Genomic DNA, 26,518 nt, shown 5'->3' with positions numbered 1-26,518 from the left:
CCATGAACATCGATTCGATCCGCGAACGCCTACCGGACACGGCCAAGGACATCCGCCTCAACCTCGGCAACGTCAGCCGCTCGGAGCACCTCAGCGAGCGTCAGCTCTGGGGCACGCTGGTGGCCACGGCCCTGGCGGTGCGCTGCCCCGAGCTGGCCGCGGCGATCGACGCCGAGGCCGCCGAGCACCTGTCCGAGGCCGACCTGCAGTTGGCCAAGTCCGTCGCCACCACCATGGCGATGAACAACGTCTACTACCGCTTCGTCCACCTGCTGGGCAAGCCGGAGTATTCGCAGCTCCCCGCGCGCCTGCGGATGCAAGCGCTGGGCGGGCCTGAGGAGGGCAAGCTCGATCGCGAGCTGTGGGCCCTGGCGGTCTCGGCCGTCAACGGCTGCGGCATGTGCGTCCAGGCCCACGAGGCGGTCCTGGCCGCGGGGGGTGTGAGCTCCTTGCAGATCCAAGACGCGGTGCGCATCGCGGCGACGGTCAGCGCCGCCGCGACGGCACTGACGAGCTGCGCGGCCTCGCCCTCCACGAACTGACCGCGCAGGCGAGGTGGATCGGGCCGGTCGCCGATCGGGCGACCGGGCCCGTCCCTTGCACTCCGCGCGGGTCCCAGGCCAGCCGCGCGGCGCAGGGCGAGATTTGCGTTCCGCACGGAGCCGTGGCTTTGGCTGCGCTCACATCGGTCCCGCGGCGGAGGTCGACGTCGGCGCGCGCCGCGCCCGCGCGCGACGGCGGCAGTCCAGTCCGCTAACCTCGCTCCCGATGGACCTGGACCTCGACGACCTACGCGCGTTGATCGCCGCCGGCGAGGGCTCGAAGGTCGAGTTCAAGCGCGGCCTGCCCCGCGCGCCCAAGGTCGCCCGCACCCTGGCCGCCTTCGCCAACACCCGCGGCGGCCACTTCCTGGTCGGCGTCGAGGACCGCGGCGGCGTGCCGGGCGCGCCCCATCCGCCCGACACCGCGCGCGAGCTGCGCGACATCGCCGCGCACTTCGTGCGCCCCGCCTTGCGGCCCACCGTCCAGATCCTCGAGCTCGACGGCCGTCCGGTCGTGGTGGCTTCGGTGCCCCTCTCCGATCGCCGCCCCCACGAAGTCGACCGCGAGGACGGGACGGTCGAGATCCCGGTCCGACTCGGCTCGTCGACCCGCGCCGCGCGCGGCGCCGCCCTTGAAGCCCTGCGCCGCGGCCGCAGCCCGAGCGGCACCGCCGGCCTCGACGCTTTGGAACGGGCGGTGCTCGAATGGGTCGCACGCCAAGGCGACGCCGGCACCGACTCCCAGGGCCGCTGCACGCCCCAGGCCTACGCCAAGTCCCGCAACATCGGCACCGTCCGCGCGCGCCGCGCCTTCGTCAAGCTGGAGCGCGCCGGGCACTTGATCGGCCACGGTGCGGGATCGCAGCGCTTCTACTCGCGGCCGTAGTGGGAGTTCAGCCGCGCTGCGGCGCCACGGCCCGGCGGTGCGACCACACAGCACGCTCGCATGTCCTAGTCCATCGGGCTCGTGGACTCCGCGTCAGTCCCGAGCGCCGCTAGGCACCGACGCCACAAGCGGACGGATGATCCGCCGCGCTCGGCTCTCGGAGTGAAACTCGAGGCCGACGCGGCGGCGAGATCTCACCGCCCGTCGAGAGCCCTCCCATCGCCCTCCATTCGCTCACTGGCTGCGGAACGAGTGCGGCCGCCCGTGACCTGACCACGGGCGGCCGCTCGCTTCCTTCCCTTCAGGCAGGACAAGGTCGCGGGCGCGGGCTCTCCCCAGCCGGCGCCGTTGCAAGCCCCGCTCGCGCGGGGCGTCCCGGGTGAGGTGGGACGCCGGACTCGAAGGCCAGGTTCCGCGTCGATTCACGTGAGTCGCGCGCCAGAGGGTCGAGGGCCCGCCCGGGACCGGTGGGGGGAACCGGACCGGCGGGCGCGGTGGCCGGTCCGCCCGCGCTCGCCGGCGGGACGCGCGAGGCGGCGCCGCTCCCAGCGCGCGAACGGCTCACGGTCCGACGGGTCGCTCGGGGTGGAACTGGGGGAAGCGGGCGTGTGCGGGCTCCCGCCGAACGGGGCGGGAGCGGGCCCACGCGGCCGCACCCGATCGGCGGCCGGAGCGGACCTCCCAGCTCGGATCTGCTAGAACCTCAGCCCCTCCGGTCCCCCACACGGCGGGCCGACCCCATGGAGACCATCGAGCAGATCGTTCGCAAGCCCGCTGAAGTTCGGCGCGCCACCCCCCTCTTCCTGCAGCACGACCTGTTCCACGACGTCCGCTGTTGGGAGTCGTTCATCGGCCACCTGAACGGGCTCGGCTACGTGTGCCGTGCGATCAGCCTCCCCGGCCACGGCCAGAGCTCGATGCATAAGGGGGAGCTGAACTTCTACAACCTCGAGGACTACATCAACCCGTTCGCGCGGCGCCTGTCGCGGATCAACCCGCGGCCGGTGGTCATCGCCCACGGCATCGGCGCGCCGATGTTGATGAAGACCCTCGAAACGCGCGACGAGAAGAGCCTGGAGGTCGGCGACCTGCCGGCGGCGGCGCTGATCGCCCCGATGCCCCTCACGGGCGCGGGGGGGATGCTGAAGCGCCTGGCCAAGCGCCACCGCATCAACACCCTGACCGGCACGCTCAAGCGCAATCCCTACCACTGGGTGCGCACGCCGAAGCTCGCGCGCGAGCTGCTCCTGGGTCCCAAGGCGACGATCGACGACGCCAGCTTCCACGACCTGATCGTGCCCGAGTCCATGGGTCTGATCGAGCAGCTCAAGGACGGAGTCGTCCTGCGCGAACGCCTGCTCGAGATGCCGATGCGCGTCTTCGCGGGCACCGCGGACGCCTGCTTCGCCCTGGACGCGACGCGTGAGTACGCCCGGGCCCTGGGCGCGGAGATCGAGCTGTTCGAGGACGCCGGGCACGACCTGATGCTCGAGCCCTGCGCCGCGGACCTGGCGCGCAGCATCGACCGCTGGATCGTCGAGGACCTGAAGCTGCCGTAGACAGATCAGTCGGCGCGGCCCCGTTCCAGGCAGGCCGCGCCGACACCGGTCACGAGGATCCGCGGCCCCCACGACCAACTCGATCGTCGGCGCCGCGTCAGGGATTGGTCGCGGCTGCGATCAGTTCCGCATGGGTCGGTCCATGTACCGACGGCGGCGGTCCGGCGACGGACGTGCCGTGCAGTTGGGGCGCATCGAAGGTCGTGGTCGGGTCCGGAAGCTCGGCCGGCGAGCCGACCAGGCACAGCTCGACCGCCTCGCTGGCCGCTCCGTCGATGCCCGCCAGGGCGGGCTCGAGCACCAGGTAGGCGTGGGTCAGGACCAGGCCCGAGAGGGCCGGATCCGAGCCGGCTGGGACGGCGATCGCGGCCAGGCCGTGGCCCGTGCCATCGAGCAGGCCGAAGGTGCCGACGAAGGGCCCCTGGTTGGTGAGTTGCAGCGACGCGATCGTGTAGGCATCGATCGCCAGGGGCAGGGAGCCGATGCCCTCGCCGGAGTTGGGCTGCACCGCCGCGCTCGCGGCCCCCAGCACCAAGTAGGGCAGGCCGCCCGCAAGGGGCCCCGCCGCCAACTCGAGCTCCTGCACACCGCCCGCGACCAGGGTCAGGATCTCGGTCTCGGAGTGCAGCAGGCGCAGCAGGCCGACCGCGTGGCGCACCGCGTCGCCGGCGCGGGGCAGGCCAGAGCCGAAGCTCGGGTCCCAACCGGGCGCGCCCAGGTCGCCGGCGGTGTCGCGCAGGATCTGGTCGACCTGGTCCGGCTCGAGGGTCGGGTCCATGGCCAGCACCAGGGCCGCCACTGAAGCAGCGAGGGGCGCCGCGTAGCTGGTGCCGGAGACCTGACACACATCCCCTTCCACGTAGCCCCCGTCGCCGCTCACGTCCGTGGTCCAGATCCCCTGCCCCGGCGCGCAGAAGCCGGCCTGGGGCCCCTTGCAGGAGAAGCTCGCGAGCGTGCCGTAGTCGGTCATCGCCGTGATCGCGTGCACCTCCGGCAGGGACGCCGGCCAGGTGATCGCGCCGGAGCTGTTGCCCGCGGAGGCGAAGTGCACCATGCCCTGACCGCGCGTCTGCTCGTACGCGTTCGCGATCGCGAAGGAGTACTGGTTGTAGTAGTTGCTGTTGACGCTCACCCGCGCGCCGTTGTCGGCGCCCCAGGCCAGGGCCGCGGCCGTCCACGAGTACTGGGTCGTCCACGCGCCGGTGCAATCGGGCAGGGTCACGAAGCAACGCGCCGAGAAGAGCGCCGCATCCGGCGCCGCGCCCGCCACGCCGAGGCCGTTGTCGTGGATCGCACCGATGCAACCGGCCACGGCGGTGCCGTGCTTGTCGCAGGGCTCGACCGGCCCACCACCGCCGCCGGCTCCGGTGAAGTCGGCGCCGAGGGTCACCGTCAGGTCCGGGTGCGCGAGGTCGACGCCCACGTCGATGACCATCACCGGCACTGCTTGCGATCCCTTGGTCAGCGCCCACGCCAATTGGGTATCCAGATCGATGTCGAAGCCCTTGGACGAGGGGTAGTCGTTCTCGTGGGCCCACTGCAGGCCGAACAGCGGATCACTGGGCGCGATCACCGGGCCGTTGCCCTGGGTCGCGCCCGCGTGGGCGCTGCTGCCCTCGAACAGGCAGTCGGACTCGGCCCAAAGGATCGACTCGGACTGACGCAACCCGCGCACGCGCTCGATCACCGCGAACCCGTCGACCAGGTCCGGACGGGCGCGGAAGGCTCCGGCCACGCCGCCCAGGTTCGACTCGACCACGCGCAGGTCGGGAGCAAGGCGTCCGAGTGCGGACTCACCCACGAGGCCCGGCGACTTCAATCGCACCAGGATCTCGGCGGTGGGCGCGACGATGCGCCCGTCGGGCATGGTCCACAGGGGCGTGGCGAAGTGCACCCGCGGGTCGGAGGCCACTTCGACGACTGCGCCGAGCAGCTCGCCCGCGTGGACCGTTCGGCCGAGGCCGACCCGGTGCCAGCCGGGCGCATGGAAGCTCTCCACCGACCTTGGCGCTGCGCCGGCGCCGAGGACCAGCGCGCGCACCAGGCCGGGATCCTGGACGCCGCCCACGAGCTGCACGGCGAGGGCACTCACCGGTTGGAAGTCGAGCTCCCACGGGGCGGCGCCATCTGGCGCGAGATCGACATGGCCGTGGGCCCCGAGCGTGAGCAGGAGCGCTGCGCCGAGCAGGCCGAGGCCTGGCGTGGACCGACGGGGACGACGAAGGAACAGGCCGACAACAGGCAGCGCGAAAAGCCGACGCATGACAAGACCTCGAGCTGTCGCGCACCGCAGGGGGTCGGTGCACGGGGACGAACGAGGTGGGTCGGGGCGCGGTTCCCGTCGAGCGAGCGGGGTGGGCGTTCTTGGAGGGGCCGAGGCCCCCGCGAATGCCCCGCTGATGGTGCTAGTGCCCCGCGACCGCCGAGTTCCCGACAGGAGCGACGAATCGCGGGAGTTTCGGAGCGCTCGTCCGCGAGGGCGCTCTACGGAGCGTGGAGCCCGCCATTGTCAGGAACGCCCCGTGCTCGGGGCAGCGAACAGCCAGCCGGAAGGCACGCACCTCGGGACCTGAGGCCCTCCGGAAGCCGTCAGCCCTCGCTGACCACGCTCAGCTCCACGGGTCCGCGGCGCAGGGCCGCCACCTGACCCTCCACCGCGTCGATCTCGTCCAGCAGGAACCTCACCTGGACCAGGTTGACCCCCACCGCCGTCGCACCCGAGACGACGCGCTCGCGCAGCTCCTCCAGACTGCGCTCGGCCCGCCCCAGGGCTTCGCGCCGGCGCGGCAGCAAGAGCGCCTCGACCACCGCCAGGGCCACCTGCGAGGCCGCCTCGCGGATCGGGGTCCAGGAGGCACGGGCCGCGCGGGTCGACGCGTCGGTGGTCTGATCGGCACACCAGACCGCGAGGTCCAGTGCGCGCCCGTGGACGCTCGCAGCCCGCGCCGGCTGCAACGTCGGTATCACCTGCGGTCGGTTCGTCGTTCCCATGGCTTGGCCCCTCTCGCTGTTCCCTTGGAGCGCGCGAGGTGGCCGCCGGTTCCGACGATCTCCGTCAGCCTTGCGTTGGGCGTGGCGCCCCAGGCAGGGGACGGGCTCAGGCCGCGGCGTCGAGGGAGTTGCGGCGCGTGACCGCCACTTCCTTGACCCGCACCGCCAGCGCGCCGAGGCATTCCTCGTAGCCGCGTTCGAGCTGGGACCAGACCTCGCCAGCCAGTCGCAGCAGCGCGGCCGGCGACAGGTCCGCGGGTTCTGCGTCCTCCGGCCAGAGGCAGCCGACCGAAGCGTCGGCGGGCACGACCAGGGACCCGAGGCTGTCGCGGGCATCGTCCAAGGCGCAGCGCAGCATCCCGGCCAGAGCATCGATCTGGGCCTGCGCCGCGTCGCGATCCACTTCCAACTGATCGGTCAAGGCGTCGAGGGTTCGGTCGAGCACATCGAGGCAGCGCCCGAGCTCGTGAACCGCCGGCCAGCAGGAGCCCAAGGCCTCGACGAAGTCGATCAGCCCGCCCAGGGCCTGCGCCTCCTCGTCCCGGCCCGCACCCGCCAGCCACTCCTGCGAGCCCCGCACGTCGCCCAGGATCGGCGCCGCCTCGCGACCGACCTGGCCCTGGCGCGTCTCGTCCCAAGTCCGACGGTCTCCCCGGGCGAGGAGCGGCTCGCCGCTGTCCAGGTCGAGCAGGGACGGCTTGAACTTGATGCCGCTCTCGGCGAGGGCGTGGCCCGCCAAGCGCCGCCGGACGACCTCCTCGCGCTCGTAACGATCGCTCGGATCGATGCCCAGGGCGTCGGTCGCCGCCCGCAGGCTGGCCGACGCGATCTCGGGCAACCGGAAGCCCTCGCCGAAGAGCCAGCCCCGCGCGCCGCGCTCCGCCGAGCGGCGGTTGCCCACGGCCAGGATGTCCTCGGCCGCGACCATGCACTGGGGGTCGAAGGACCCGCCGAGGACGGCTCGGTGTTGGCTGATGGTCAGGTCCCGGGAGAGGGCTCCGAAGTCGGCGAAGAGCCGGCTGGCCGGGCCGTCGAGGTTGACGCGGCAGTCGCCGCCGCGACTGCGGGCGCGCTTGATCCGCTGGGCGCCGGGGGGGTGGCTGGCGTACCACCTGGGCGCACTGGCCAGGGCGTGCTCGCGCAGCTCGTCCCGCGCCTCGGGGCTGAACTGGCGCAGGTTGGCGACGGTCAGCGCAACCAGGTCCTCCGGCAGGCTGTGCTCGCGCCAGGCCATCTCCGTGTCGTGCTCGGCGTTGCGGCGCGCGCTGTCGATCACCGACAGCTCGGGCAGCATGGCCTCGAAGACCTCGGTGCCCACCACCCGCACGGCGTGGGCGTCGGCGTCGAACTCCATCTGGCGGCTGAGCGCGGCCGTGGCCAGCTCACCCAGGCGCATCAGCCCCAGGAGGATCCGGCGCGAGACCCAGACCATCCCGCGCGCGCCGGCGATCGGCAGCGCCATCCGGCGGCTGATCCAATCGGTGCGTTGCTGCACGGACTCGATGCGCTCGTCCCACTGGTCGCGCTCGAAGACCACGCGCTCGAACCAACCGTGGACGGTCGCGATGACCCAGTAGGCGCGCATGGCGGTGCCCTGGGCGAAGTGACCGTACTCGTGGGCCACGACCGCGGCGAAGGAGCGCACGTCCAGGCCCGCCACCAGGGGCAGCCCCAGGGTCAGCACCAGGTCGCCGCGAACCAGGCTGCGGACGCTGACCAAGGAGGCCGAGGCGTTGACCCGCAGGTCGACCTCCACCCGCACCGGCCGCGGCGCGCCCTGGCCGTCGGCGAGGCCGTCGAGGAAGGCGAAGAGCTTCGGTTCCTGCTCGCGCTTGAGCTCGCGTCGCCCGCGGCCCTTGGGGCGGCGGCTGAGCAGGGGCTTGAGCAGGAAGAGGGTCGCCGCGAGCCCGGCGACGGTCGGCAGCACGTAGGCCAGGGCCTTGCCACGCACCGGCAGATCCGCGGGCAGCAGATCCCCGGCGTTCAGCGGGTACCAGATGGTCACGAGCCCCAGGCCCAGGACCAAGCCGGCGTAGACCATCGGCAGCAGGACCATCGCGAGCGCCACGGCCACCAGGTTCACCCGGTAGGCCAGGCCGGCCTTCGGCTTGGGCCCGTCGATGGCAATGGCGGCCTCGATGGACACGCACTCGGCCGCCGTGGCGGCGCGGTCGGCGCCCTGGGTGCCCTGGGCGAAGGTGCTGCTGTTCGTCGCGCTGGCGCGGAGTTGATCGTCGAGCATCGCCTGGGAAGGGCGACTTCGAGGCCGCCGGCAAGGGTCGTTGGGAGGCCCACTGCGGGCCCGAGTCCAATCGACCGCCGACGACCCGGATCTCGAGCGCGATCGGTACGAATCGCGCCCGGTTCATCGGGGGTGAGGCGGACGTCAGGTGCCAGGCACAAAACCGCCGCCTACGCGGGGGCTTTGTGCCTGGCACCTGATGTCCGTGGCACCTGACGGCCGCCTCACCCCCGCACGATCACCTCGAGCGCCGGGGTCAGCGCGCCGACGCCAGCCAGGCCACCGCCGGGGTCGGCGACGACCGACTGCAGCCACAGCTCGATCCCGGCCAGGACGGGGTCGTTCGGGATCGCCAACGAGAGCGTCACCGCACCGACGGCGTCCGTCGAGTCCAAGAGCAGCAGCTTCGGAGCGGCCAGGTAGACATCGCACCCACCGACCGCGCCCAGGCCGTAGTCGAAGTCGAAGTAGTGGGCCACGGGCGCGCTGGCGGCGGCGCCGGCGAGCTCGACCGTCAAGGTGCTTCCCAGGCTCGCTTCGCCGCTGGCGCCGATCGTCGGCGCAAGTCCGCTCGATCCGGCGCAGCCGACACCGAAGGGCTCGGCGACCCAGCCGCCGAAGGCCGCGATCGGCAGGCTGAACAGCTCGCCCCCGAGGTCCTGGTTCCAGGCTCGGAAGTAGATCTCACTGCCGACTCGGACCAGCTCGTCAGGGGCGTCCACCTCGAAGATCGAGGTGTCGAGGGTCTCGGTCACCTGGTAGGTGCCCGCGGCAGTGCCGTCGGTAACCCAGAAGTCGGCGCTGATCCCACCTCCATAGATCGAGAACAGGACTTCGGCGCCCGAGGTCACCTTCCAAGCGCCCCGGAGGAAGACAACGGGAGCGTCGCCGAGATCGGCCACGATGCCGGTGCCCGCGGCCGTGCCGTCCGACGACAGCAGCTTCGGCTCTCCGCCGACGCTCTGGATCACGAAATAGACCTGGTCATTGGCGAACCCGTCCATGCCGGGCTCGAGCGGCGCGTCGAGCACCTGCTCGACGCTCACGCCGTCGGTGGCGAAGAGGTAACGGCCCCCGTCGACGTAGGCGCTGAAGAACAGATGATTGTCTACGGTCCTGAAGTCACTCGGGTAGGAGCCGCCGAGCGGATTCAGATCGGCGAATAGCTCGGTCCCGGCGACAGTCCCGTCAGTTCGCCACAACTCGGTCTGGTTCGCGGCAGTCTCTGCACGGAAGTAGAGCAGGCCCCCCAGGCTGCCGGCCTCGAAGTAGAAATCGTCGGTCACTCCCCACTGCGGGCCCGGCCAGATGTCCGCGACGAGTTGGGTTCCCTGGGGCGTGCCGTCCGTGCGCCACAGCTCCTTGCCGGTCTGGCTGGTCCAGTTGCGGAAGTAGACGTAGTCCCCCGCGGCGAAGAACGCGCCGGTCTGATTGGACAGTTGCGCCAGCAGGACAGTCCCCGCGGCGGTGCCGTCGGTGGAGTAGAGGTCCGAGTCGATCCCGATCGTGAACAAGAGCCGGTCGCGCAAAACGAGCTTCACGCCGGCAAAGCCCGAGCCGATGCCGAGGTTCGCGGGCACCGTTCCGGCCGGGGTGCCGTCGGACTGGTACAGGGTCCACTGGTTCAACGCCGAGTTGACGTTGATGTACGCACGTCCGCGGAACTCGCCCGCGACGATGGGCGGGCTGGAAGGGCTCGGCACTGTCGCGAGCAGGCCGGTGCCGCCAGGCGCGCCGTCGCTGGCCCAGGGCTGGATCCCGTTCAGGCCGTCGTTGGCCACGAAGACGAGCTGCCCGCCGATCGACGTCAGGTAGCGCGGGTCCGAGCCCTGGTCGAAGGGCACCGTCGCCATCTCCGTCTCGAGCGTGCCGACGCCGGTTCCGTCGGAGCGCCACAGCTCGGTCCCGGTGGCCTCGGTGGTCGCGGCGAAGAAGACCTGCGCGCCATTCGAGAAGAGTCCGACCGGGTTCGAGGAGCTCGAGCCGGGGACGATGTCTGCCACCAGGCCGGTGCCGGCGACGGTTCCGTCGCTGGCGTAGAGCTCGGCGCCGGTGCTCGCGCTGCCGGCGACGCAGAGGATCTGGGCGCCGAGGGCCACGAGGTCTCTGGGCGCGCTCCCCGCCGCGCCGGCCGCGAACTCGGCGAACAGGCTCGCGGCGCCGGGCGCGCCCGAGGTGCTCCACAGCTCGTCGCCGTGCACGCCGTCGTCGCCGGAGAAGTACAGCGCGCCGTTCAAGACCGCCAACTCGTCCGGGCTCGAGCCCGCCGCGCCCGGGTTGAGGTCCTCGACCAACTTCAGGCTCGAGGCGGAACCGTCCAGGCGGAACAGCTCGCGCCCAACCGTCGGGTCGTCGGCCGCGAAGTACACGTGGTTGCCGAGGGCCGTCAGCCCCGACGGCGCCGATCCGGCGGCGCCCGGCATCAGCTGCACCGGCCAGGTGCCGAGGGCAGTGCCGTCGCTGACCCAGGGCTCGAATCCGGTGCCCTGCCCCTGGGCGACGAAGACCAGCTTCGATCCGACAGCGGTCAGCTCGCGCACGCCACTGAACGAGCTCTCCAGCACCTCGATCACCTTGCTCGCGCCGCCGACGGTGCCGCTCGTCGACCACAGCTCCCAAAAGGGGCCGCTCGTGCCGACGTCGTTGAAGGCGTAGTAGAGCGTGCCGCCGGCGCTGACGATCTGCTCGCCGGGGACAGGCAGTCCGCCGCCGAGGCCGAGCACCTCCAGGCGCTCGGTTCCCGCGGCGGTGCCGTCGGTCTTCCAAAGTGCCCGCGACGGCGAGTTCGCGTCCGTCGCGAAGAAGTAGACCTCGCCCTGGTGCAAGGTCGGCTGGCCGATGAAGCCGTCGAAGGAGCCGAGCACCATCTCGGTCAGCAGCGTCGTTCCCGCGGACGTGCCGTCGCTCACGAACCACTCGCGGCCGGTGGCCGGGGTCTGCGCCGTGAACAGGAACTGACCGCTGGGTAGCTCGATCAGGTCTTGTGGGTCCTTCGGACCCGCGCTCGGGTCGACGTCGACCAGGAGCTGCGGCGCGGCCCCCGGCGCACCGGTCCAGTACAGCACGCGGCCCAGCCCCGAGCCGGCTGCAGAGAAGTAGGTACGGGCGCCGATCGAAGTGAAGCCGCCCGGATCGGAGTCGGGCACCCAGCCGAGGGCCGGGGCCTCTTGGACATTGATGTTGGCGACGAGGTCCTGGGACGCGGCGGTCGAGGCGGCCGCGAAGAGGAGGCTGACCGCGAGGGCGCCGTAGTTGGCGTTCGTACGCATGGCGTTGTCCGAAATGGTCAAGAGAGAAATTCGGCGAGCGTCTGGTCTATCACGAATGCCCCTTCTGCGGCCCCCCAGCCAACGAGCTGGCGCGGGCATGGGCCCCGCGTGCGCACTCCATCGCAGATCGGTGGGCCGGCTCGCGGTCACGCAGTTGCCGATCTGGCCCCGACCTTGCATCGAGGATCTGCGATCGCGTGCAGGTAAGGACCGCTTGTCGCTGGGAGGTCAAGGGCCCCCGCCGGAGGCCCTTGACCTGCGACCCCGGCGCGTCCGCCAACCGCGAGAAATGCCCATGACCAGCAGCAGCAGCTTCGTGTTCGCCTTCGCCCTCCTCGTGGCCAGCCTGATCCCGTCAGGCCGGGCCTCGGCCCAGTGCTACCAACCCGACGGCCTCGACGGCTTGCCCTGCACGACGGCGCTCTCGACCCTACCGGCCTTCCCGCCGGCCCTGCTCCCGGCTCAATCCATCTGTTGGGACGGCTGCGTCCTCGCCGGGCAGGGCTGTGGCGTCGTCTCCCTCTCCGCGCCCACGCAACTGCAGTGCGCGGAGTACGAGGTCGCCCTCAAGAACGAGGACTGCAACAGCAACCTGCAGCTCTTCGGCAACCTACACCTCGACTACACGCGCACGTGGAGGGAGATCGTCGGCACCGGATCCGAGAAGCAGGTCTGGCGCTTCGTGGTCAAGGCAGACCTCCAGCGTGGCAACACCAACTTCGGCTGCAACGTGCCGAACTGCCTGGGCACCCATCCGACGGCGTTCTACTACGGCTACCTGGATTAGGCCTTCGACTGCATCACCGCGACCTGGGACACGGCGCTGGTCCTGTACCACGGCTGCGATCGCTTCCAACACGGAGGTTCGTTCTCCTCGCGCCCGGGCAGCTTCCATGGCAACCGGTCCTTCGCCCTGGTGGCTCCGGACTTCGCGTCCAACCCCTTCGTGCCCTCGGACCAAGCTCCCCTGGGTGGTGTTTGGAGCGGTGCCGGGTTCTACGACGGTCTGCGTGACGTGAACGCGTCGTCCCCCACCTGCGAAGCCAACGAAGCGGCGGCCCTGTGGAACAACTCCAACATCGCCAGCGGATGCCTCTGTCCCCTGGCACTCACCGCGCCCCACGCAACGGCCCGCCACATGAAGGCCATCGCCGGCACCCTGTCATCGTTCGAGTCGATCAACCTCTTCCCGGCCCTGCCGTGGTACGACGTCGTCTCGACCTCGATCGGTAGCTGGTCCAACGACACGAGCTACCCCGGCGCCGAGCACGTGTGGGTAGACGAGGGAGTCTTCCTCCATACGGAGGCCTGCACCGTAAGTGGGCCGCCGGTGACCTATGTCGAGGTCAAGCTCGGCGCGACGACGGAGGGGGGCTATCCGGCGCTCGTCAGTCTCCTCGTACCCTCGGACCGCTTCACGGACATGGTCGACAACTACTCGGTCCCACTCGGCTCACCGATCAGCCCCCCCTACTTCGGCAGCATGGGCCCGAGCCACCACCTGTCGTTCGTCTGTCCGTTCTGATCCTTCGGCGCGATTCGCGTCACGTAGGGCGAGGTCCGTGGGGCGGACGTTGGAGCCGGACGCGAAGCTTCGCGCCCGGCAGCCGACATCCGCGTTCAGGTCACTAACTCCCCAGAACGATCTCGAGCGCCGGCGTGAGGCCCGCCAAGCCGAACAGGGCGCCACCCGGGTCGATCGCGACGGACTGGATCCAGAGGCCCTGGCCCGCCAGGACCGGATCGTTCGGGATCGCCAGCGGCAGGCTGGTCGACCCCGATCCATCGGTCCCGCCCATCGCCAGCAACGTCGGTGCCGCGAGATACAAGTCGCAGCCCCCGAGACCGGTCGAGGCGTTGTCCGTGGAGAAGTAGTGAGCCACCACCGATGCGGGCGCCGCAGCGCCGACCTCGACGGTCAACTGGCTTCCCAGCAACGCCGCGCCGCTGGCTGCCATCGACGGCGGCTGCCCGGTCGAGCCGGGGCAGCCGGAGCCGAAGGGCTCGGCCACCCAGCCGCCGAAGGACGCGATGGGCAGGCTGAAGAGCTCGACGCCAAGGCTCGAGTCCAGGGCGCCGAACAGGAGCCGGTTGCCAACGCGCGTCAGACTCTCGATCGCGTTCCCCACACTGGTCCCCGGAATGCTCGTAACGGGTCCGGTTCCGGCGCTGGTTCCGTCCGTGACCCACAGCTCGTAGCCCTGACCCGATTCGTAGGCGCCAAAGGCGACGTGGGGTCCGGAGCTGACGCGCCAGACGAACAACTCGCCCACCACATCGGTGTCGGGCTGCACGTTGGCCAGCTCGCTGGTCCCAGCCACCGTTCCGTCCGTCGCGACCAGCACGGTCTCCAAGCTGCCCTTACGCATGAAGGTCATGACCTTCGAGTCGTTGGCGAACAGCTTGAAGGCCTCCGATTGGACTTGCAGGGGTAGTGCGGTGAGCTGCACCACCGAGACCCCGTCCGTGGCGAAGAGCTGTCGGTTCAAGTTCACGTAGGCGGTGAAGACGATCCGGTCGCCGATCCTCGTCAGCTCGACCGGTGCGGAACCACCCGCCGGATTGATCTCCGCGAAGAGGCTGGTGCCCGCCGCCGTCCCGTCGGTGCGCCACAGCTCGCTGTTGGCGGAGCTGCCCTGGCCCATGAAGTACAAGTGCGCGCCGAGACTGGCGGCGCTGAAGACCACCAGTCCTGGACTCGCCCCGGGCAGCAAGTCGATCACCTGGGCCGTACCGGCCGCGGTTCCGTCGGTGCGCCAGAGTTCACGTCCGGCTGCGTCGGTCTCGGCGCTGAAGTAGAGCTGGCCCGCGTGGATCGCCGTGCCAGAGGGGTTGCTCCCGCCCGCACCGGGTCGGATGTCGGCGACCAGACGGGTGCCCGCTGCCGTGCCGTCGGTGGCGAACAGCTCGCGCCCCTGGGTCGGCGATTGGGCGGTGAAGTACAGCTCGCCGTTCCAGACCGCGAGCGGGAGGGGTTGCGAGGATGCCGTGCCCGGCGCGATGTCGGCCAACAACGACGTTCCGGCGGCCGTGCCGTCGGTCACCCACAGCTCTCGGCCGGTGTCCTCCTGATCCGGCGCGAAGAAGGCTCGACCGCCGAGGACGAACCCCTCGAAGGGCCCAGCGGCGAAGAAGGCCGGGAAGGTCGCCGCGGGCGACTCGCCCACCACGTGGGTCCCCGCCGCGGTGCCGTCGCTGACCCACAGGCGCGGCTCGGCGGTGGTCCCGTCCTCGGCCGTGAACACCGCACGCCCGCCGATGCCGACGAGGCCGGTGGGGCCGGAGCCAACGGTGCTCGTCGTCGGTCCAAGGTCCGCGACCAGCCCGGTGCCGGCGCTGGTACCGTCGGTGACGAACAGCTCGCGGCCGACCAAGAGGCCCTTGCCGGAGAAGTAGAGGCTGCCGGCGAACTCGACCTTCTCGTAGGGATCGGAAGCGCCGAAGGGCTCGAAGTCGACCAGGCGCGTGCCCGCCGGCGTGCCGTCCGTCGCCACCAGCTCGGTGCCACCGCCGGGCCAGTAGGCGGAGCAGTAGACCTCACCCCCGAAGCCGACGATCCGATCGGGGTAGCTGCCGCCGGAGCCGGGGATGATGTCGGCGAAGATCGACTCGCCCCCCACCTGCCCGTCGCTGGTCCACAGCTCCACGCCCAGCTGCGTGTCCGCGGCGGCGAAGTAGAGCTTCCCGCCGATGGCCACGAGGTCGGTCAGGTAGGAGGTCCCCGGCCCGCCGCCGGTATCGGTCACACGGACCGTGCCCGTGGCAGTGCCGTCGGTCCGATAGACCTCGGGACCGGCCGTTGGGTCGTTCGCGATGAAGAAGACGTGGGAGCCCAGCGGCGCGAAGCTGCGCGGCGAGGACCCGTTCGGACCGATCTGGATGTCGACCACCGCGGTTCCGAGCGTGGTGCCGTCGCTGACCCACAGCTCCTTGCCCTCGGTCGCCGAGTTGGCGCTGAAGACCACTCCGGTTCCCAGGCCGACCATGTCATCCAGACCGTGGTAGCTGCTGGCCTCGACGTCGACGATCGGCACCGCTGCTCCGGGCGTCCCCGGGGTCCGATAGAGCTGCCAGCGCTTCTGGAAGCCGAGGACGTAGCCCACGGCGAAGTAGAGCTCGCCGGCCGTGGACGCGAGCTGCTCTGAGTCCGCGCCCGTGCCGGACACGAACCCGAAGTCTTCGACCTTCACCGTTCCGCCTCCGGTGCCATCGGTCCTCCAGAGCGATCGCGAGGCCGTGGCGGTGTCGGTGGCGAAGAAGTACAGCAGGCCCTGGTGCAGCGCCATGCGGCCGATCGCCTCGAAGTCCGACCCGGGCACCAGGTCCGCCAACTGCAGCGTGCCGCCTGCGAACCCGTTGCTGACATAGAGCTCGAAGGGCGTGACGATGCCGCCGGGCGCTGCGCGGAAGGCGATCAGGCCGCTCGGCAGCTCGACCAAGCCATTTGGATAGCTCGACCCGGCGCCCGGCGCGAGATTGGCGAGCAGGCTCGGCGGCGCGCCGGTGCCGTCGATCCAGAAGTACTCGCGACCGGTGGTCGGCGTGTCCGCCGAGAAGTAGAGGCGCCCGGTGGCCTCGGCGAACCACTGGGGAGACGACGAGCCGCCGCCGAAGGGCGTCTGGTTGATGTCCTTGACCAGCTCCTGTGCTGGCGCCGACGTTGCGAGGACGGCGAGGAGGAGGCTGCCAGAGAAGAGCGGGCAAGAGATCACGGGTTTCATGGGCGACCACAGCGGGACTGCGGAACTGGAGTTGAAATTCGATCGGGGGGGACTCCTCGAAGGTAGCTCCAACGAGGGAACTGCGCCAGTTCACCGCTGCGCGTCATCCATCGCCGCGAAGGTCGACGGACGGTTTACACGGGAGTAACCCGATCGCGGGCGATTCGCGGCGCCCGAGAACGAGAAGCAGGCGAGGGGCTGATGGGAGCAATGCCATCAGCCTCCCGCCTGCATGGGGTACGGCGACTTGCGGGCACGGCGCCGGGGCGGCGACGCACCTTTTGCCGTCAGCCCCCCACGATCACCTCGAGTGCGGGCGTCACCCCTGCAACGCCGAGCAGCGCGCCGCCCGGGTCGACCACGACCGACTGGATCCACAGCCCCTGGCCGACGAGGGCGGGAACATTCGGGATCGCGATCGGCAGGCTGCTGGAGCCGGAGCCGTCCGTCGCGCCGACTGCCAAGGGCACCGGCGCGGCGAGGTACAGCTCGCAGGTGCCGAGGCTGCCCAGGGCATATCCGAGCGAGTAGTAGTGGCCGACGACCGAGGCCGGAGCGGCCTCACCGACCTCGACGTTGAGCACGTTGCCCAGCAACGCGGCTCCGCTCGCCTGCATGGTCGGCGCCAGGCCACTGGAGCCGGGGCAGCCCTGGCCGAAGGCCTCCGCGACCCAGCCGCCGAAGGCGGCGATCGGAAGGCTGTAGGGCTCGAGTCCCGCGTCGGCGCTCCAGGCCGGGAAGACGAGCTCCGCGCCCAGGCGTCCGATGGCGTTGACGCCGGAGTGCAGCGGACCTGGAGCGACGTCGGTCAGCCGCGTGGTCCCGCCGGGCGTGCCGTCCGTGATCCACAGCTCGTTGCCGTGCACCGGCGTGAACCCCGTGAACACGACCTGGGACCCCAAACTCACCTGCAAGGCCTCGAACCCGCCGTTGAATGGATTGGTAGGCAGGCTCGCCGCCGCGAGCTTGGCCGGCAGACCGACCGCCCCGATCACTCCGCTCCCCGCGATCGTCCCGTCGGTGGCCACGAGGAACCTGCTCGAGGACCCCTCGACCATGAAGGCGAAGGCGTGGGTCGAGCTCGCGAAGACAGGGTCAGTGTCGAAGAGGAAACCGATCGTCCCCGGCAGGAGGTCGACCACCGACGCCCCGTCCGTCGCATACAGCCGGCCCCCGCCGAGGGCCTGCGTTCGGAAGACGAGGCGCGCGCCGACCCGGTGGAACGCCGCGGGGTCGGAGTCCCCGCTGGCCAGGTCGGCGAAGAGGGCGGTGCCCGCTGGCGTTCCATCGGTGACGATCAGCTCGGACCCGAAGGGCGCGAGGGCGCCGCGGAAGTAGAGTTTGCCCGCGAGCCAGCCAGCCTCGAACTGGTCGCCGAGGCCGTCCGCCACTCCCGGCGCGAGGTCCGTCACCCGCTCGGTGCCGGCGGCCGTACCGTCGGTGCGCCACAGCTCGCGCCCGACCTCGCCGTCGTCCGCGCTGAACCACAGCCAATCGCCGCCCTCGACCAGCGCCGAGGGCAGGCTAGAGGCCGGGCCGGGGGCGATGTCGTGCACGAGTTGGGTGCCCGCGCTGGTCCCGTCGGTGCGCCACAGCTCGGTCCCCGTGGGCCCCTGGCCAGCGGTGAAGTACAGGTGCCCGCGCCAAACGCCGCGGAAGTCGGGGGCGCCGCCACCCGGCCCCGCGATGAAGCTGTGGACCAGGGTCGTCCCCGCCGCCGTGCCGTCGGTGCGGAAGAGCTCGATGCCGCTGGTGCCGTCGTTGGCGCTGAAGTAGACGTGCTGGCCAAAGCGCGTCAGGCCGCCAGGCTCGTTCCAGGGCAGCCCCGTGGGGTCGAGATCGACGACCAGCTCCGCGCCGAGGGTCGGGTCCTCCATGGCCCACAGCTCCCGCCCCGTGACCCCGTCGTTGGCGGTGAACACCAGCCGGTCGCCCAGGGAAGTGAACTCCCACGGCGCGCTGTCCCCATCGGCGTCGTCGGGCGTGAGGTCGACGACGAGCTGGGTCCCCGCCGGCGTGCCGTCGCTCGCGAACAGCTCCTCGGAGGTCGTCGGCGAACTAGCCGCGAAGAAGACCCGCCCCCCGAAGGCGGCGAACGGCGCGTTGGCCGGAATCGAATCGGTCGGTCCCGGCTCCAGCTCGGCGACCAACACCGTCCCCGACGGCGTCCCGTCGCTCACGTAGAGCTCGGCACCCGTCGCGGGCGTCTCGGCACGGAAGTACACCGCGCCGCCGACCTCGACGAAGCCGCGGGGCAGACTGCTCGCGCTCCCGGGCGCGAGGTCCGCCACGGGCACTGCGCCGCCGAAGGTCCCGTCCGTGCGCCAGGGCTCGACGCCCTCGCCATCGGTGGAGTATTGGAACCAGAGCTGGTCGCCGGCAGCGGCGAGGAAGAAGGGCCGCACCGCAGCGGACGAATGGTCGGGCAGGGCCGAGACCTGCACCGTGCCGGCGACCGTACCGTCGGTCCGGAACAGCTCGCCCTGCGACGTGGGCGTGATGGCGGAGAAGTACAGCTCGCCGCCGAACTCCGCGAAGCTCCTCGGGTCGGACGCGGCGGCGCCGGGAAGGAGGTCGACCATGGCGGTACCGGCAGGGGTGCCATCGCTGACCCACAGCTCGCGCCCTTCACCCGGCACCACCGCGGTGATCGCGACCCCGGCCGAGGCGGCGTACAGCCCCACCCACTGGGTGGCGTCGACCGGGAGGATCGCTACGGTCGTGTAGCCCGCCATCGGATCGGCGCTGCGCAGCAAGTGGAGCTGGCCACCGAGCTGCACCGTGCACCACAGCTCGCCGCCGCAGCTGACCAGCTCCTCGCCATCCAGCTCGAAGTCGCTGGCCCCGCCGAAGTCCCAGACCAGCTCGGCGACGCCCGGCGTACCCGTAGTCCGGTAGACCGACCGCGTCGGGTAGCCGGGGCTCGCGAAGAAGTAGGCCTGCCCCGCGTGCTCCGCGACGGTCACGTTCGTCGTCTGGTAGTCGAGCACCTCTTGGGAGCCCGACGGACCAGGTACGAGCAGCGGCACCGTGCCCGACGTCGCGCCGTCGGAGATCCACACCTGCTCACTGGAGTCGTCACCGTCGACCATGAGCAGCACCCGACCATCGGAGAGCCCGCGAATCCGCTCGAAGCTGTCGGCGAGCTCTCCATCACCGGGCTCGAGCTCGTGCAGGAACTCGACCGTGCCTCCCGCGACATCGGTCCGACACAGGCACGATCCGTGCCCCGCGACGTCCGCGATGAACCACAGGCGATCGCCGGCAACCGCAAGCTCCCTCGGCGACGACGACGCCGGCCCGCTCGGGACCTGATTGATGTTCTCGACAGGCGACTGCGCGAGGGCGGACGCGGCGAGCATGAGTAGAGCAACGGGGGCGCGGCGATAGATCTTCATCGGAGGGTCGGCAAGGGTCTGCGCGAGGATGGACACCCGGAGATAACCGGGCTCCTGCTCGAGTGGTCACTTCGATACCGACGAATTACCGCTGGGGCGGAGCCCGGGTGCGGCAGGCGCCCATTCGTGTCGCTGGGAAGGCAGCTTCGCGAGCGGACCTGCCACCCGCGTTACGACGATTCGTCTGGAAGCTCGCGACCCAGAGCCCGGACTGCTCCGCAGTGGTGCACGGGAAGGGGGTGGCGCCACGGGGGGAGATCACCGGGCCGTGGCGGGCGGCGGCTAGGTCACCCGCCGAGTCTCGAAGCACGCAACCGCCGCGCCTGCGGATGCTCCATTCCTAGCGTCCCGCCGGTAGACGGGCGCCGAAGTGGAGCGAACCGCCCTGCAGGTGCCCTCTCCCGTCGATGACGAGCCTGCAGGTGCTCCGCGAGCCGCAAACGCCGGAGCGGGCTAGGTCCGGATGCGAAGCCTGACGGGGATGCTGGCGACCGAACGAGCGTGGTCTCGCCATTGCGCTCCCACCGATCCGGGGCTCCGGCCTAGGATCGGCCCGTGCGCTCGCTCATCACCCCGGCCCTCCTGTTCACCCTCGTCGCGGCGCGTCCGGCGTTCGCGGATGTGTTCACCACCGACGCCGCGCCGACCCCGATCCCACCCGTGGGGACAGCCTCGCTGGCCCTCGACATGCAGGCGGCGTTCGACGTCGCCGACGTGAACGTGATCGCGATGCTCGACCACGAGCGCCTGTCGGACCTGCGCCTCTCCCTGCGCAGCTCCGACGGCAGCTCGGTGCTGCTGGCCGATCGCGACGCGTCGGGGATGGAGCTGCGCTTCACGACCTTCGACGACGAGGCGGCCGCGAGCCTGGCCTCGGGATCGCCGCCCTTCGCCGCGAGCTTTCGCCCCATCGGCGACCTGGGTGCCTTCGACGGCAAGCCGGCCGCCGGCACCTGGACGCTCGTGGTCGACGACCTCGCACCGGGCAACGCCGGCTCGATCGTCAGCTACAGCCTGGCGTTCAACGGGCGGACCTACGTGTCGCCCGACCTGGACCTGCCGATCCTCGACTTCGAGGCGACCCAGGCGTTCGTGCAGGTGGACGAGGACTTCGAGGTCCTCGACGTGGAGCTGGGTTTCGACGTCACCCACAGCTTCACCTCCGACGTCAGCTTCTTCCTCTCGGGGCCCCAGGTGATCGCGCCCAAGCTGCTGCAGGGTCAAGGCTTCTTCTCGACCGGTTACTCTTCGGTCACCCTCGACGACGAGGCCCCGGCGACCGTCGGCACGCTCGAGGGCCCCGGCCGCTTCACGACCGATTCGGGCACGGCCCTTGGCACCTTCGACGGCATGGGTACCCAGGGCACCTGGCGCCTGTCGGTCTACGACGGCCAGCTCGAGGACGTCGGCCAGCTCCGCGCTTGGTGGCTGCACCTGACCTCGCAGGAGTCGGGCTCGCCCCTCGACCCCTGCGCCGTCGTGTCCCTCCAGTCACCGCTCTTCGCCCCCTTCGGTTCGGTGGCCCTGTCGGGCGATCGCGCGGTGGTCGGCAACAGCCTCGGGGGCGTCCCCGGCCTCTTCACCGGCTCGGTGCACGTCTACGGCCCGCTCGTCGGCCAATGGAGCGAGCTGGCCGAGCTGTACCCGGTCACGGCCAACAGCAACGACGGGATCGGGACCTCGGCCGACGTCGACGGCTCGATCGTCCTCGCCGGCGCCCCGGGCCGCGACAGCGGCGCGATCGACGGCGGCGCCGCCTTCGTCTTCGAGCAGGTCCGCGGGAGCTGGATCGAGGCCGCCGAGCTGGTCCCGTCGGTGGCTCAGCCCGGCCTGCACTTCGGCGCGGCCGTGGCCCTCGACGGAGGGGTCGCCGTGCTCGGTCGCGAGACCTACTTCGCGGGCCCGACCGTCGCCGTCGTCTTCGAGCGCGTCGCCGGCCAGTGGATCGAGACCGCCGTCCTCGCCACCAGCGACGTCGCCGCGCCCCCCGGATTCGGCTACAGCGTCGCCGTCGACGGCGACACGATCCTGGTCGGCGCCCGCGGCGACCTCGGCACCGAGGGCGCGGTCTACGTCTTCGAGCGCGGCCCGACCGGCTGGCAGGAAGCCGCCAAGCTGGTGCCCAGTGGCGCAATCGGTGTCAGCACCTTCGGCTACGCGGTCGACCTCGACGGTTCCGTGGCGGTGGTCGGCGCCAGCTCCGACGACGCCCTGACCGGCCAGACCAACGGCGCCGCCTACGTCTTCGAGCGGCAACAGCCGAGCGGCGCCTGGATGCAGACGGCCCTGCTCTACCCCACTGCCTCGACGCCCTTCGCCTACTTCGGCAGGGACGTCGCCGTGCACGGCGATCGCATCGCCGTCGGAGCCTTGAACCAGAAGCGGGCCTACGTCTTCGACCGCAGCGCGACCGGTTGGAGCCTGGCGCAGATCGTCACCCACCCGACTTCGTCCGGCACGGTCCAATGGGAATCGATCGACGTTGGTCCCGATCGCCTGTTGACGGGCGGCGGCGCGGCATCGGCCAACGGCACCCTCTTCGGCCTGCCATCCTCGCAAGACCTCTACGCCTGTCAGGACGCGGTCTCCGCCTCGGCGGGCGGCCAGCAGGCCCTGCACCTGGGCGGCGGCGTGGGTCTCGCCGGCGACCTCTACCTCGTCGCCGGCTCCGCCTCCGGAACCGCGCCCGGCCTCGACCTGGGCGGCGTCCAGGTCCCGCTCAACCTCGACAGCTACCTGCTGGCCTCCCTGTCCCTCGCGAACCAGGGGCCGTTCGGTCAGACCGCCGGTCTGCTCGACGACCTCGGCCGCGCCACGGCCACGATCACCCTGCCCCCGTCGAGCCCGCCCGCCCTCGCTGGCCTGGAGCTAAACCACGCCTGGGTCGGCCTCGATCCGCTCAGCGGCTCGTTGCTCCTGGTCAGCGTGCCGGTGCCCCTCGCGATCGTTCCTTAGCGGGTCCTACGCCCTCGCCCGGCGCTGGCGGTCCTAGACTGCGGCCATCGACAGGAGGATGACGATGGGAGCTGGGGACGAGGCGGCCGCCGACAGGCCGAACACGGCAGGCGCAGGGGACAAGGTCTTCTTCGCCTTCGACTTCAACGACAAGACGCTCCGCCCGGTGGTCGACGGACTCGTCGACCGCCACCGTGACGGTCGCCACACGGCCTTCGAGCCGAGCGTCGCCGGGGGCGAGCTCGGGGACCTGTGGGGCAAGGTCGAGGCGAGGATCCGCGGGGCCGACAAGGTCGCCGCCCTGGTCGACCACGCCAACGCCAACGTCGCCTTCGAGTACGGCTTCGCCCTGGGCCTCGGCAAGCCCTGCTACCTCGGCCAATCGAGGAGCGGCGCGCCGGAGTGGATCCAGGGTCCGCCGTTCGGCGGCTTGCTGCGCGGAGCCGCCAGCAAGCGCTCGGAGATCGTCGACCTGATCGCCAGGGACGGCCAGGTGGTCGAGACGACGATCGCCCCCGGCGAGGGGACCCTGTTCCTGTGCCCCAGCGACTACGTGGGCGAGGACCTGCTCGAGTCGGTCGAGGGCTTCGAGAACGACTGGAAAGTGCCGGACGTCTCCGGCTGGAGCCTGGCCAAGCTCGAGGACGTCCTGGCCGACTGCTGGCGCGTGGTCTGGGTGGTCCTGCCCTTCGATCCGACCGTGACCGGCCGCCACGGGCGCGCCAACGCGGGGCACGCGGCCGTGGCCGGCTTCGCCAAGGCGCGCGGGCTCGAGCTGCGCGTGTTCAAGAGCACGGCCGCGATCGAGATCGTCGACGTGGGTGTCGACGCGCGCCGCTTCACGACCGAGAACGACTTCCTCAGCCGCGTGGCCGAGATGGAGAAGCGCGACGGGCCGGAGCTGCGCGCCGCGGTGATCGAGCGGCTGCGCGGGAACGGGCAGGGGGCCTCGGTCGGAAGCGAAGCCGTCATCGCACCCAAGGTCACCGACCCCATCGCCGCCTTCCGCAAGTGGGTCCCCTCGGAACACGCGACGACCGTCCCCTTCTTCGGCGACACCGCACGGGCCCTGCGGGACGTCTTCGTCGGGCTGAACATTCGCGTGGCAGAGTCCCACCGCTTCGAGGCCCGCGGGGACTCCGACGCCGACGAAGCCCTGCGAATGAAGAGCGGCTTCGCAGCGGACCGCCTCTCCCTGGACGAGCTGCTGGCGATCCCCGCCAACAAACGGCTCGGGATCACCCGCCGCTGGGTCCTGCTCGGGGATCCGGGCAGCGGCAAGTCGACCCTCTGTCGCCGCCTGGCCTGCGAGCTGGCCCAGGACGAGTCGCGCCCGCTGCCGATCTTGGTGTCGCTCGCACGCCTGGCCGACGCCGGCAACACGGACGACCCCTTCGCCCTCGTCGCGAAGGACGCCACCCGCAGCGACGCGACGTCCCGGGCGGAGCTCGCCGACGCCCTGCGCGAGCGTGCCTCGGACGGAGGCGCGTGGATCCTGCTCGACGGCCTGGACGAGGTACGCGAGTCGGACGCACCCCGTGTGAAGGGTCTGTTGCGGAAGCTGGCCGAGGCCTACCCCGACTGCCCGATCCTGGTGACCTCCCGTCGCACCGGCTACGGCGGCGCCCCGGACGAGGCCTTCGTGGCCGCGGATCTCTTGGCCCTCGATCCGCGCGCCCAGCGCCAGCTCCTCGCCAACTGGCTCGGCGCCACCGAGGCGGACCTGGCCTGGGAGCGCCTGCAGAACTCCGCGCGCCTGGCTGACCTGGCCCGCAACCCGTTCCTGTTGACGCTCCTGGCCGAGCTGCACCGCGAGGGCGCGCCCCTGCCGGCGACGCGCGGTGCGTTGTACGACCAGGCGATCAAGCTGCTCTTGACTCGCGGCTTCGGGGTGGAGCGCACGCGCATGCGCTCGCCGGAGTCGACCGAGGCCCTGCTGGTGCCCATTTCGCTCACCCTGCAGGAGGCCGGCGGTGAGAGCTGGCCGCGCGAGGCAATCCACAAGGCCCTGGTCGCCGCCGCCGGCGCGAGTGATGAACTGGCCGACATGCTGCGCCTCGACTGGCCCGGTGGTACTGGGGACTTCATCGAAGACGTGGCGCGCAACGCCGGGGTGATCGGCCCCCACGACGGGGCGACCAGCGACTGGCGCTACCTGCACCGCAGCCTGCGTGAGTTCCTCGCGGCGCGGGCACTCGAGGCGCAAGCGGATCTCGACACCGATACGCTCGTGAAGCACCTTGAGACGGAGGAGGGCCGCGCCCGCTGGGGCGAGACCGTCGCGCTGCTCGTCGGTCTCCTGGAGCGCGAGGATCCGCGCCGCAAAGGGCTGATCGAAGCGATCGTCAAGCGGGACCACGACCTGGCCCACCGGACCCTGCCGCAGCTCGAGGGGCTCGATCCCGAGGAAGCGTTGGATCTGCTCGATCAGGTGCCCGCTGAGGAGCGAGGCGACGACGCCCCCTGGGACGGAGTCGACCTGGCGGAGCTGCTGCGGAACCTCCGTCTCGATGGCGCGGACTGTGACGAAGTGCGTCGCCTCGTGCTCGAGCCGGTGGGACCGTCCATGGAGACGCGGGACCTCGCCCACCGCTACTTCGCCCTCGAGAAGTCGGGGGTCGGGGTGGACCGCGAGGCGTTCTTCCGCCGCTGTGGTCGTTGGCCGTCGAGTAGTGCCCCGAATCCGCCGACGATGGTGCAGATTCCGCCGAGTGGTGACGCGACGGTGTCGTTCCTGATGGGGAGTCCCGACGGGGTCGGAGACGACGTCGAGCGACCGCAGCGTCAGGTGACGCTCTCCGCCTACTCGATGGGCGCGACGGCGGTCACCGAGGCGGAATACGCACAATTCGACACGACCAAGGGCGCCGAGCACCCGAACCGCCCGGTCGTGGAGGTCTCGTGGTGGGAGGCTTGGCTCTACGCACGCTGGGTGGGGTGCGAATTGCTGTCCGAGGCGCAGTGGGAGTGCGCGGCGCGCGCAGGGACGACGGAGCGCTGGTCCCACGGCGACGACGAGGCGCAGCTCGGCGAATACGCGTGGTTTGATGGGAACTCAGAGAACCGCCCGCATGACGTTGGGACGCGGAAGGCCAACACCTGGGGCCTCCTCGATATGCATGGGAACGTCTGGGAGTGGTGTATGGACTGGCACGGCGACTACGACGATGCCGAGACGGAGAATCCGCCGGGGCCCGCCGCGGGCGCCCACCGCGTCCTGCGCGGCGGCTCCTACTGGGACGACGCGGACTTCTGCCGCTCGGCCTTCCGCCTCGGGGGCTGGCCCTGGGGGCGCGACGACTTCGTCGGCTTCCGCGTCGTCCTCCCCAGCTCTTGACCTCGCCCTTGTTCTTGATGTGTCCGATCGGCGGCGGTTCCGCCGGGGATGACCAGATCCCGCCGGCGAGAACCGCCAAGCGTCCTTTCACGCACGCCCCCACCGCCCGTCCGCTCCCTCACCTGCAACCCGAGAGGAGGAGAGCAATGGACCTGACCCTGCGCGAAGCGGCGCTTCTCATCAACGTCAACGAGCGCACCCTCCGCGACCGCCTGCGCCGCGGCGACCTGCGCGGCAGCAAGATCGGTGGCCGGCAAGCAAGTGACGAGCGGATCGACGGGCGTGAGTCAAGGCGGCCGTTTCGCCCATGGCACCTGACGTCCGCCTCTCGAGTACCCCATCGGGGGGATGACGAACCGCCAGTCGAGGGTGCGCTGTGGATCTCCTTCACGAGTTCCCCCGACCCACCATCCGCAGCGACCGACTCGCCACCGAGAACCTCCACTGCCCTGTGACCATCGCCGCTCGGCGATGCATGGCTCGGGAAGCCGGTGGGAAGACGCCCCTTGCCGACGGCGTGCCAGACTGCCTGGACGATGCAGTCCGCCACGCGAGAGGCCGCCATCCCGCTCGCGAGCCAGCCCCCCCCTGACAGCCGGCCCGGCTGCCCCTAGACTC

14 protein-coding genes are annotated in these 26,518 nt (G+C 71.1%); 8 read left to right on the top strand and 6 right to left on the bottom strand.

Going from position 1 to position 26,518, the window contains the following annotated elements; all coding sequences use genetic code 11:
• Positions 1-2 precede the first annotated feature (2 nt).
• The 3 genes from ahpD to Pla133_RS04735 all read left to right on the top strand — a co-directional run bounded on the left by ahpD (position 3) and on the right by Pla133_RS04735 (position 2,987).
• The gene (gene ahpD / locus Pla133_RS04745; protein WP_145062991.1) at positions 3-542 is read left to right on the top strand and encodes an alkylhydroperoxidase, AhpD family; all 540 of its coding nucleotides are present in this window, start codon (positions 3-5) and stop codon (positions 540-542) included.
• 226 nt (positions 543-768) lie between these two features.
• Positions 769-1,428 (top strand): AlbA family DNA-binding domain-containing protein, encoded by a 660-nt coding sequence (locus Pla133_RS04740; protein WP_145062989.1) that lies wholly within the window; start codon positions 769-771, stop codon positions 1,426-1,428.
• A gap of 740 nt (positions 1,429-2,168) precedes the next feature.
• Complete coding sequence (locus tag Pla133_RS04735) at positions 2,169-2,987, top strand: alpha/beta hydrolase (RefSeq protein ID WP_145062987.1); 819 nt, start codon at positions 2,169-2,171, stop codon at positions 2,985-2,987.
• Positions 2,988-3,084: 97 nt separating this feature from the next.
• Here Pla133_RS04735 and Pla133_RS04730 read toward each other — a convergent pair whose 3' ends face one another.
• The 4 genes from Pla133_RS04730 to Pla133_RS04715 all read right to left on the bottom strand — a co-directional run bounded on the left by Pla133_RS04730 (position 3,085) and on the right by Pla133_RS04715 (position 11,489).
• Positions 3,085-5,079, bottom strand: coding sequence for a S8 family peptidase (locus tag Pla133_RS04730; protein WP_419192137.1), 1,995 nt, complete (start codon positions 5,077-5,079; stop codon positions 3,085-3,087).
• A 497-nt stretch (positions 5,080-5,576) separates the two neighbouring features.
• On the bottom strand, positions 5,577-5,978 hold the full coding sequence (locus Pla133_RS25960) for a hypothetical protein (RefSeq protein WP_419192136.1): 402 nt from the start codon (positions 5,976-5,978) through the stop codon (positions 5,577-5,579).
• A 106-nt stretch (positions 5,979-6,084) separates the two neighbouring features.
• Positions 6,085-8,220, bottom strand: coding sequence for a M48 family metallopeptidase (locus Pla133_RS04720; protein WP_145062983.1), 2,136 nt, complete (start codon positions 8,218-8,220; stop codon positions 6,085-6,087).
• A gap of 224 nt (positions 8,221-8,444) precedes the next feature.
• Entirely contained in the window at positions 8,445-11,489 is a 3,045-nt protein-coding gene (locus Pla133_RS04715) for a hypothetical protein (RefSeq protein ID WP_419192135.1), read from the bottom strand.
• A 295-nt stretch (positions 11,490-11,784) separates the two neighbouring features.
• On the opposite strand from Pla133_RS04715, the gene Pla133_RS04710 reads away from it, so the two are divergent.
• Together Pla133_RS04710 and Pla133_RS04705 are read left to right on the top strand one after the other, a co-directional pair.
• Entirely contained in the window at positions 11,785-12,276 is a 492-nt protein-coding gene (locus tag Pla133_RS04710) for a hypothetical protein (RefSeq protein ID WP_145062979.1), read from the top strand.
• A gap of 129 nt (positions 12,277-12,405) precedes the next feature.
• The gene (locus Pla133_RS04705) at positions 12,406-13,014 is read left to right on the top strand and encodes a hypothetical protein (protein WP_145062977.1); all 609 of its coding nucleotides are present in this window, start codon (positions 12,406-12,408) and stop codon (positions 13,012-13,014) included.
• Positions 13,015-13,117: 103 nt separating this feature from the next.
• Here the strand turns inward: Pla133_RS04705 and Pla133_RS04700 are convergent, their stop codons facing one another.
• The gene (locus Pla133_RS04700) at positions 13,118-16,210 is read right to left on the bottom strand and encodes an ELWxxDGT repeat protein (RefSeq protein ID WP_145062975.1); all 3,093 of its coding nucleotides are present in this window, start codon (positions 16,208-16,210) and stop codon (positions 13,118-13,120) included.
• Between the two features lie 287 nt (positions 16,211-16,497).
• On the bottom strand, positions 16,498-19,608 hold the full coding sequence (locus Pla133_RS04695) for an ELWxxDGT repeat protein (protein ID WP_145062973.1): 3,111 nt from the start codon (positions 19,606-19,608) through the stop codon (positions 16,498-16,500).
• Positions 19,609-20,163: 555 nt separating this feature from the next.
• Here Pla133_RS04695 and Pla133_RS04690 point away from each other — a divergent pair.
• From Pla133_RS04690 to Pla133_RS25955, 3 genes are all read left to right on the top strand, one after another.
• Positions 20,164-22,563 carry an FG-GAP repeat protein gene (locus Pla133_RS04690; protein ID WP_145062971.1) on the top strand — a complete coding sequence of 800 codons (2,400 nt, stop codon included), beginning with the start codon at positions 20,164-20,166 and terminating at the stop codon, positions 22,561-22,563.
• Between the two features lie 64 nt (positions 22,564-22,627).
• Positions 22,628-25,900, top strand: coding sequence for an SUMF1/EgtB/PvdO family nonheme iron enzyme (locus Pla133_RS04685; RefSeq protein ID WP_145062969.1), 3,273 nt, complete (start codon positions 22,628-22,630; stop codon positions 25,898-25,900).
• Between the two features lie 146 nt (positions 25,901-26,046).
• Entirely contained in the window at positions 26,047-26,355 is a 309-nt protein-coding gene (locus Pla133_RS25955; protein WP_145062967.1) for a hypothetical protein, read from the top strand.
• Positions 26,356-26,518 lie beyond the last annotated feature (163 nt).

Source organism: Engelhardtia mirabilis, assembly GCF_007748095.1.
Lineage (GTDB): Bacteria > Planctomycetota > UBA1135 > UBA1135.
This window is presented reverse-complemented; position numbering and strand designations above follow the sequence as displayed.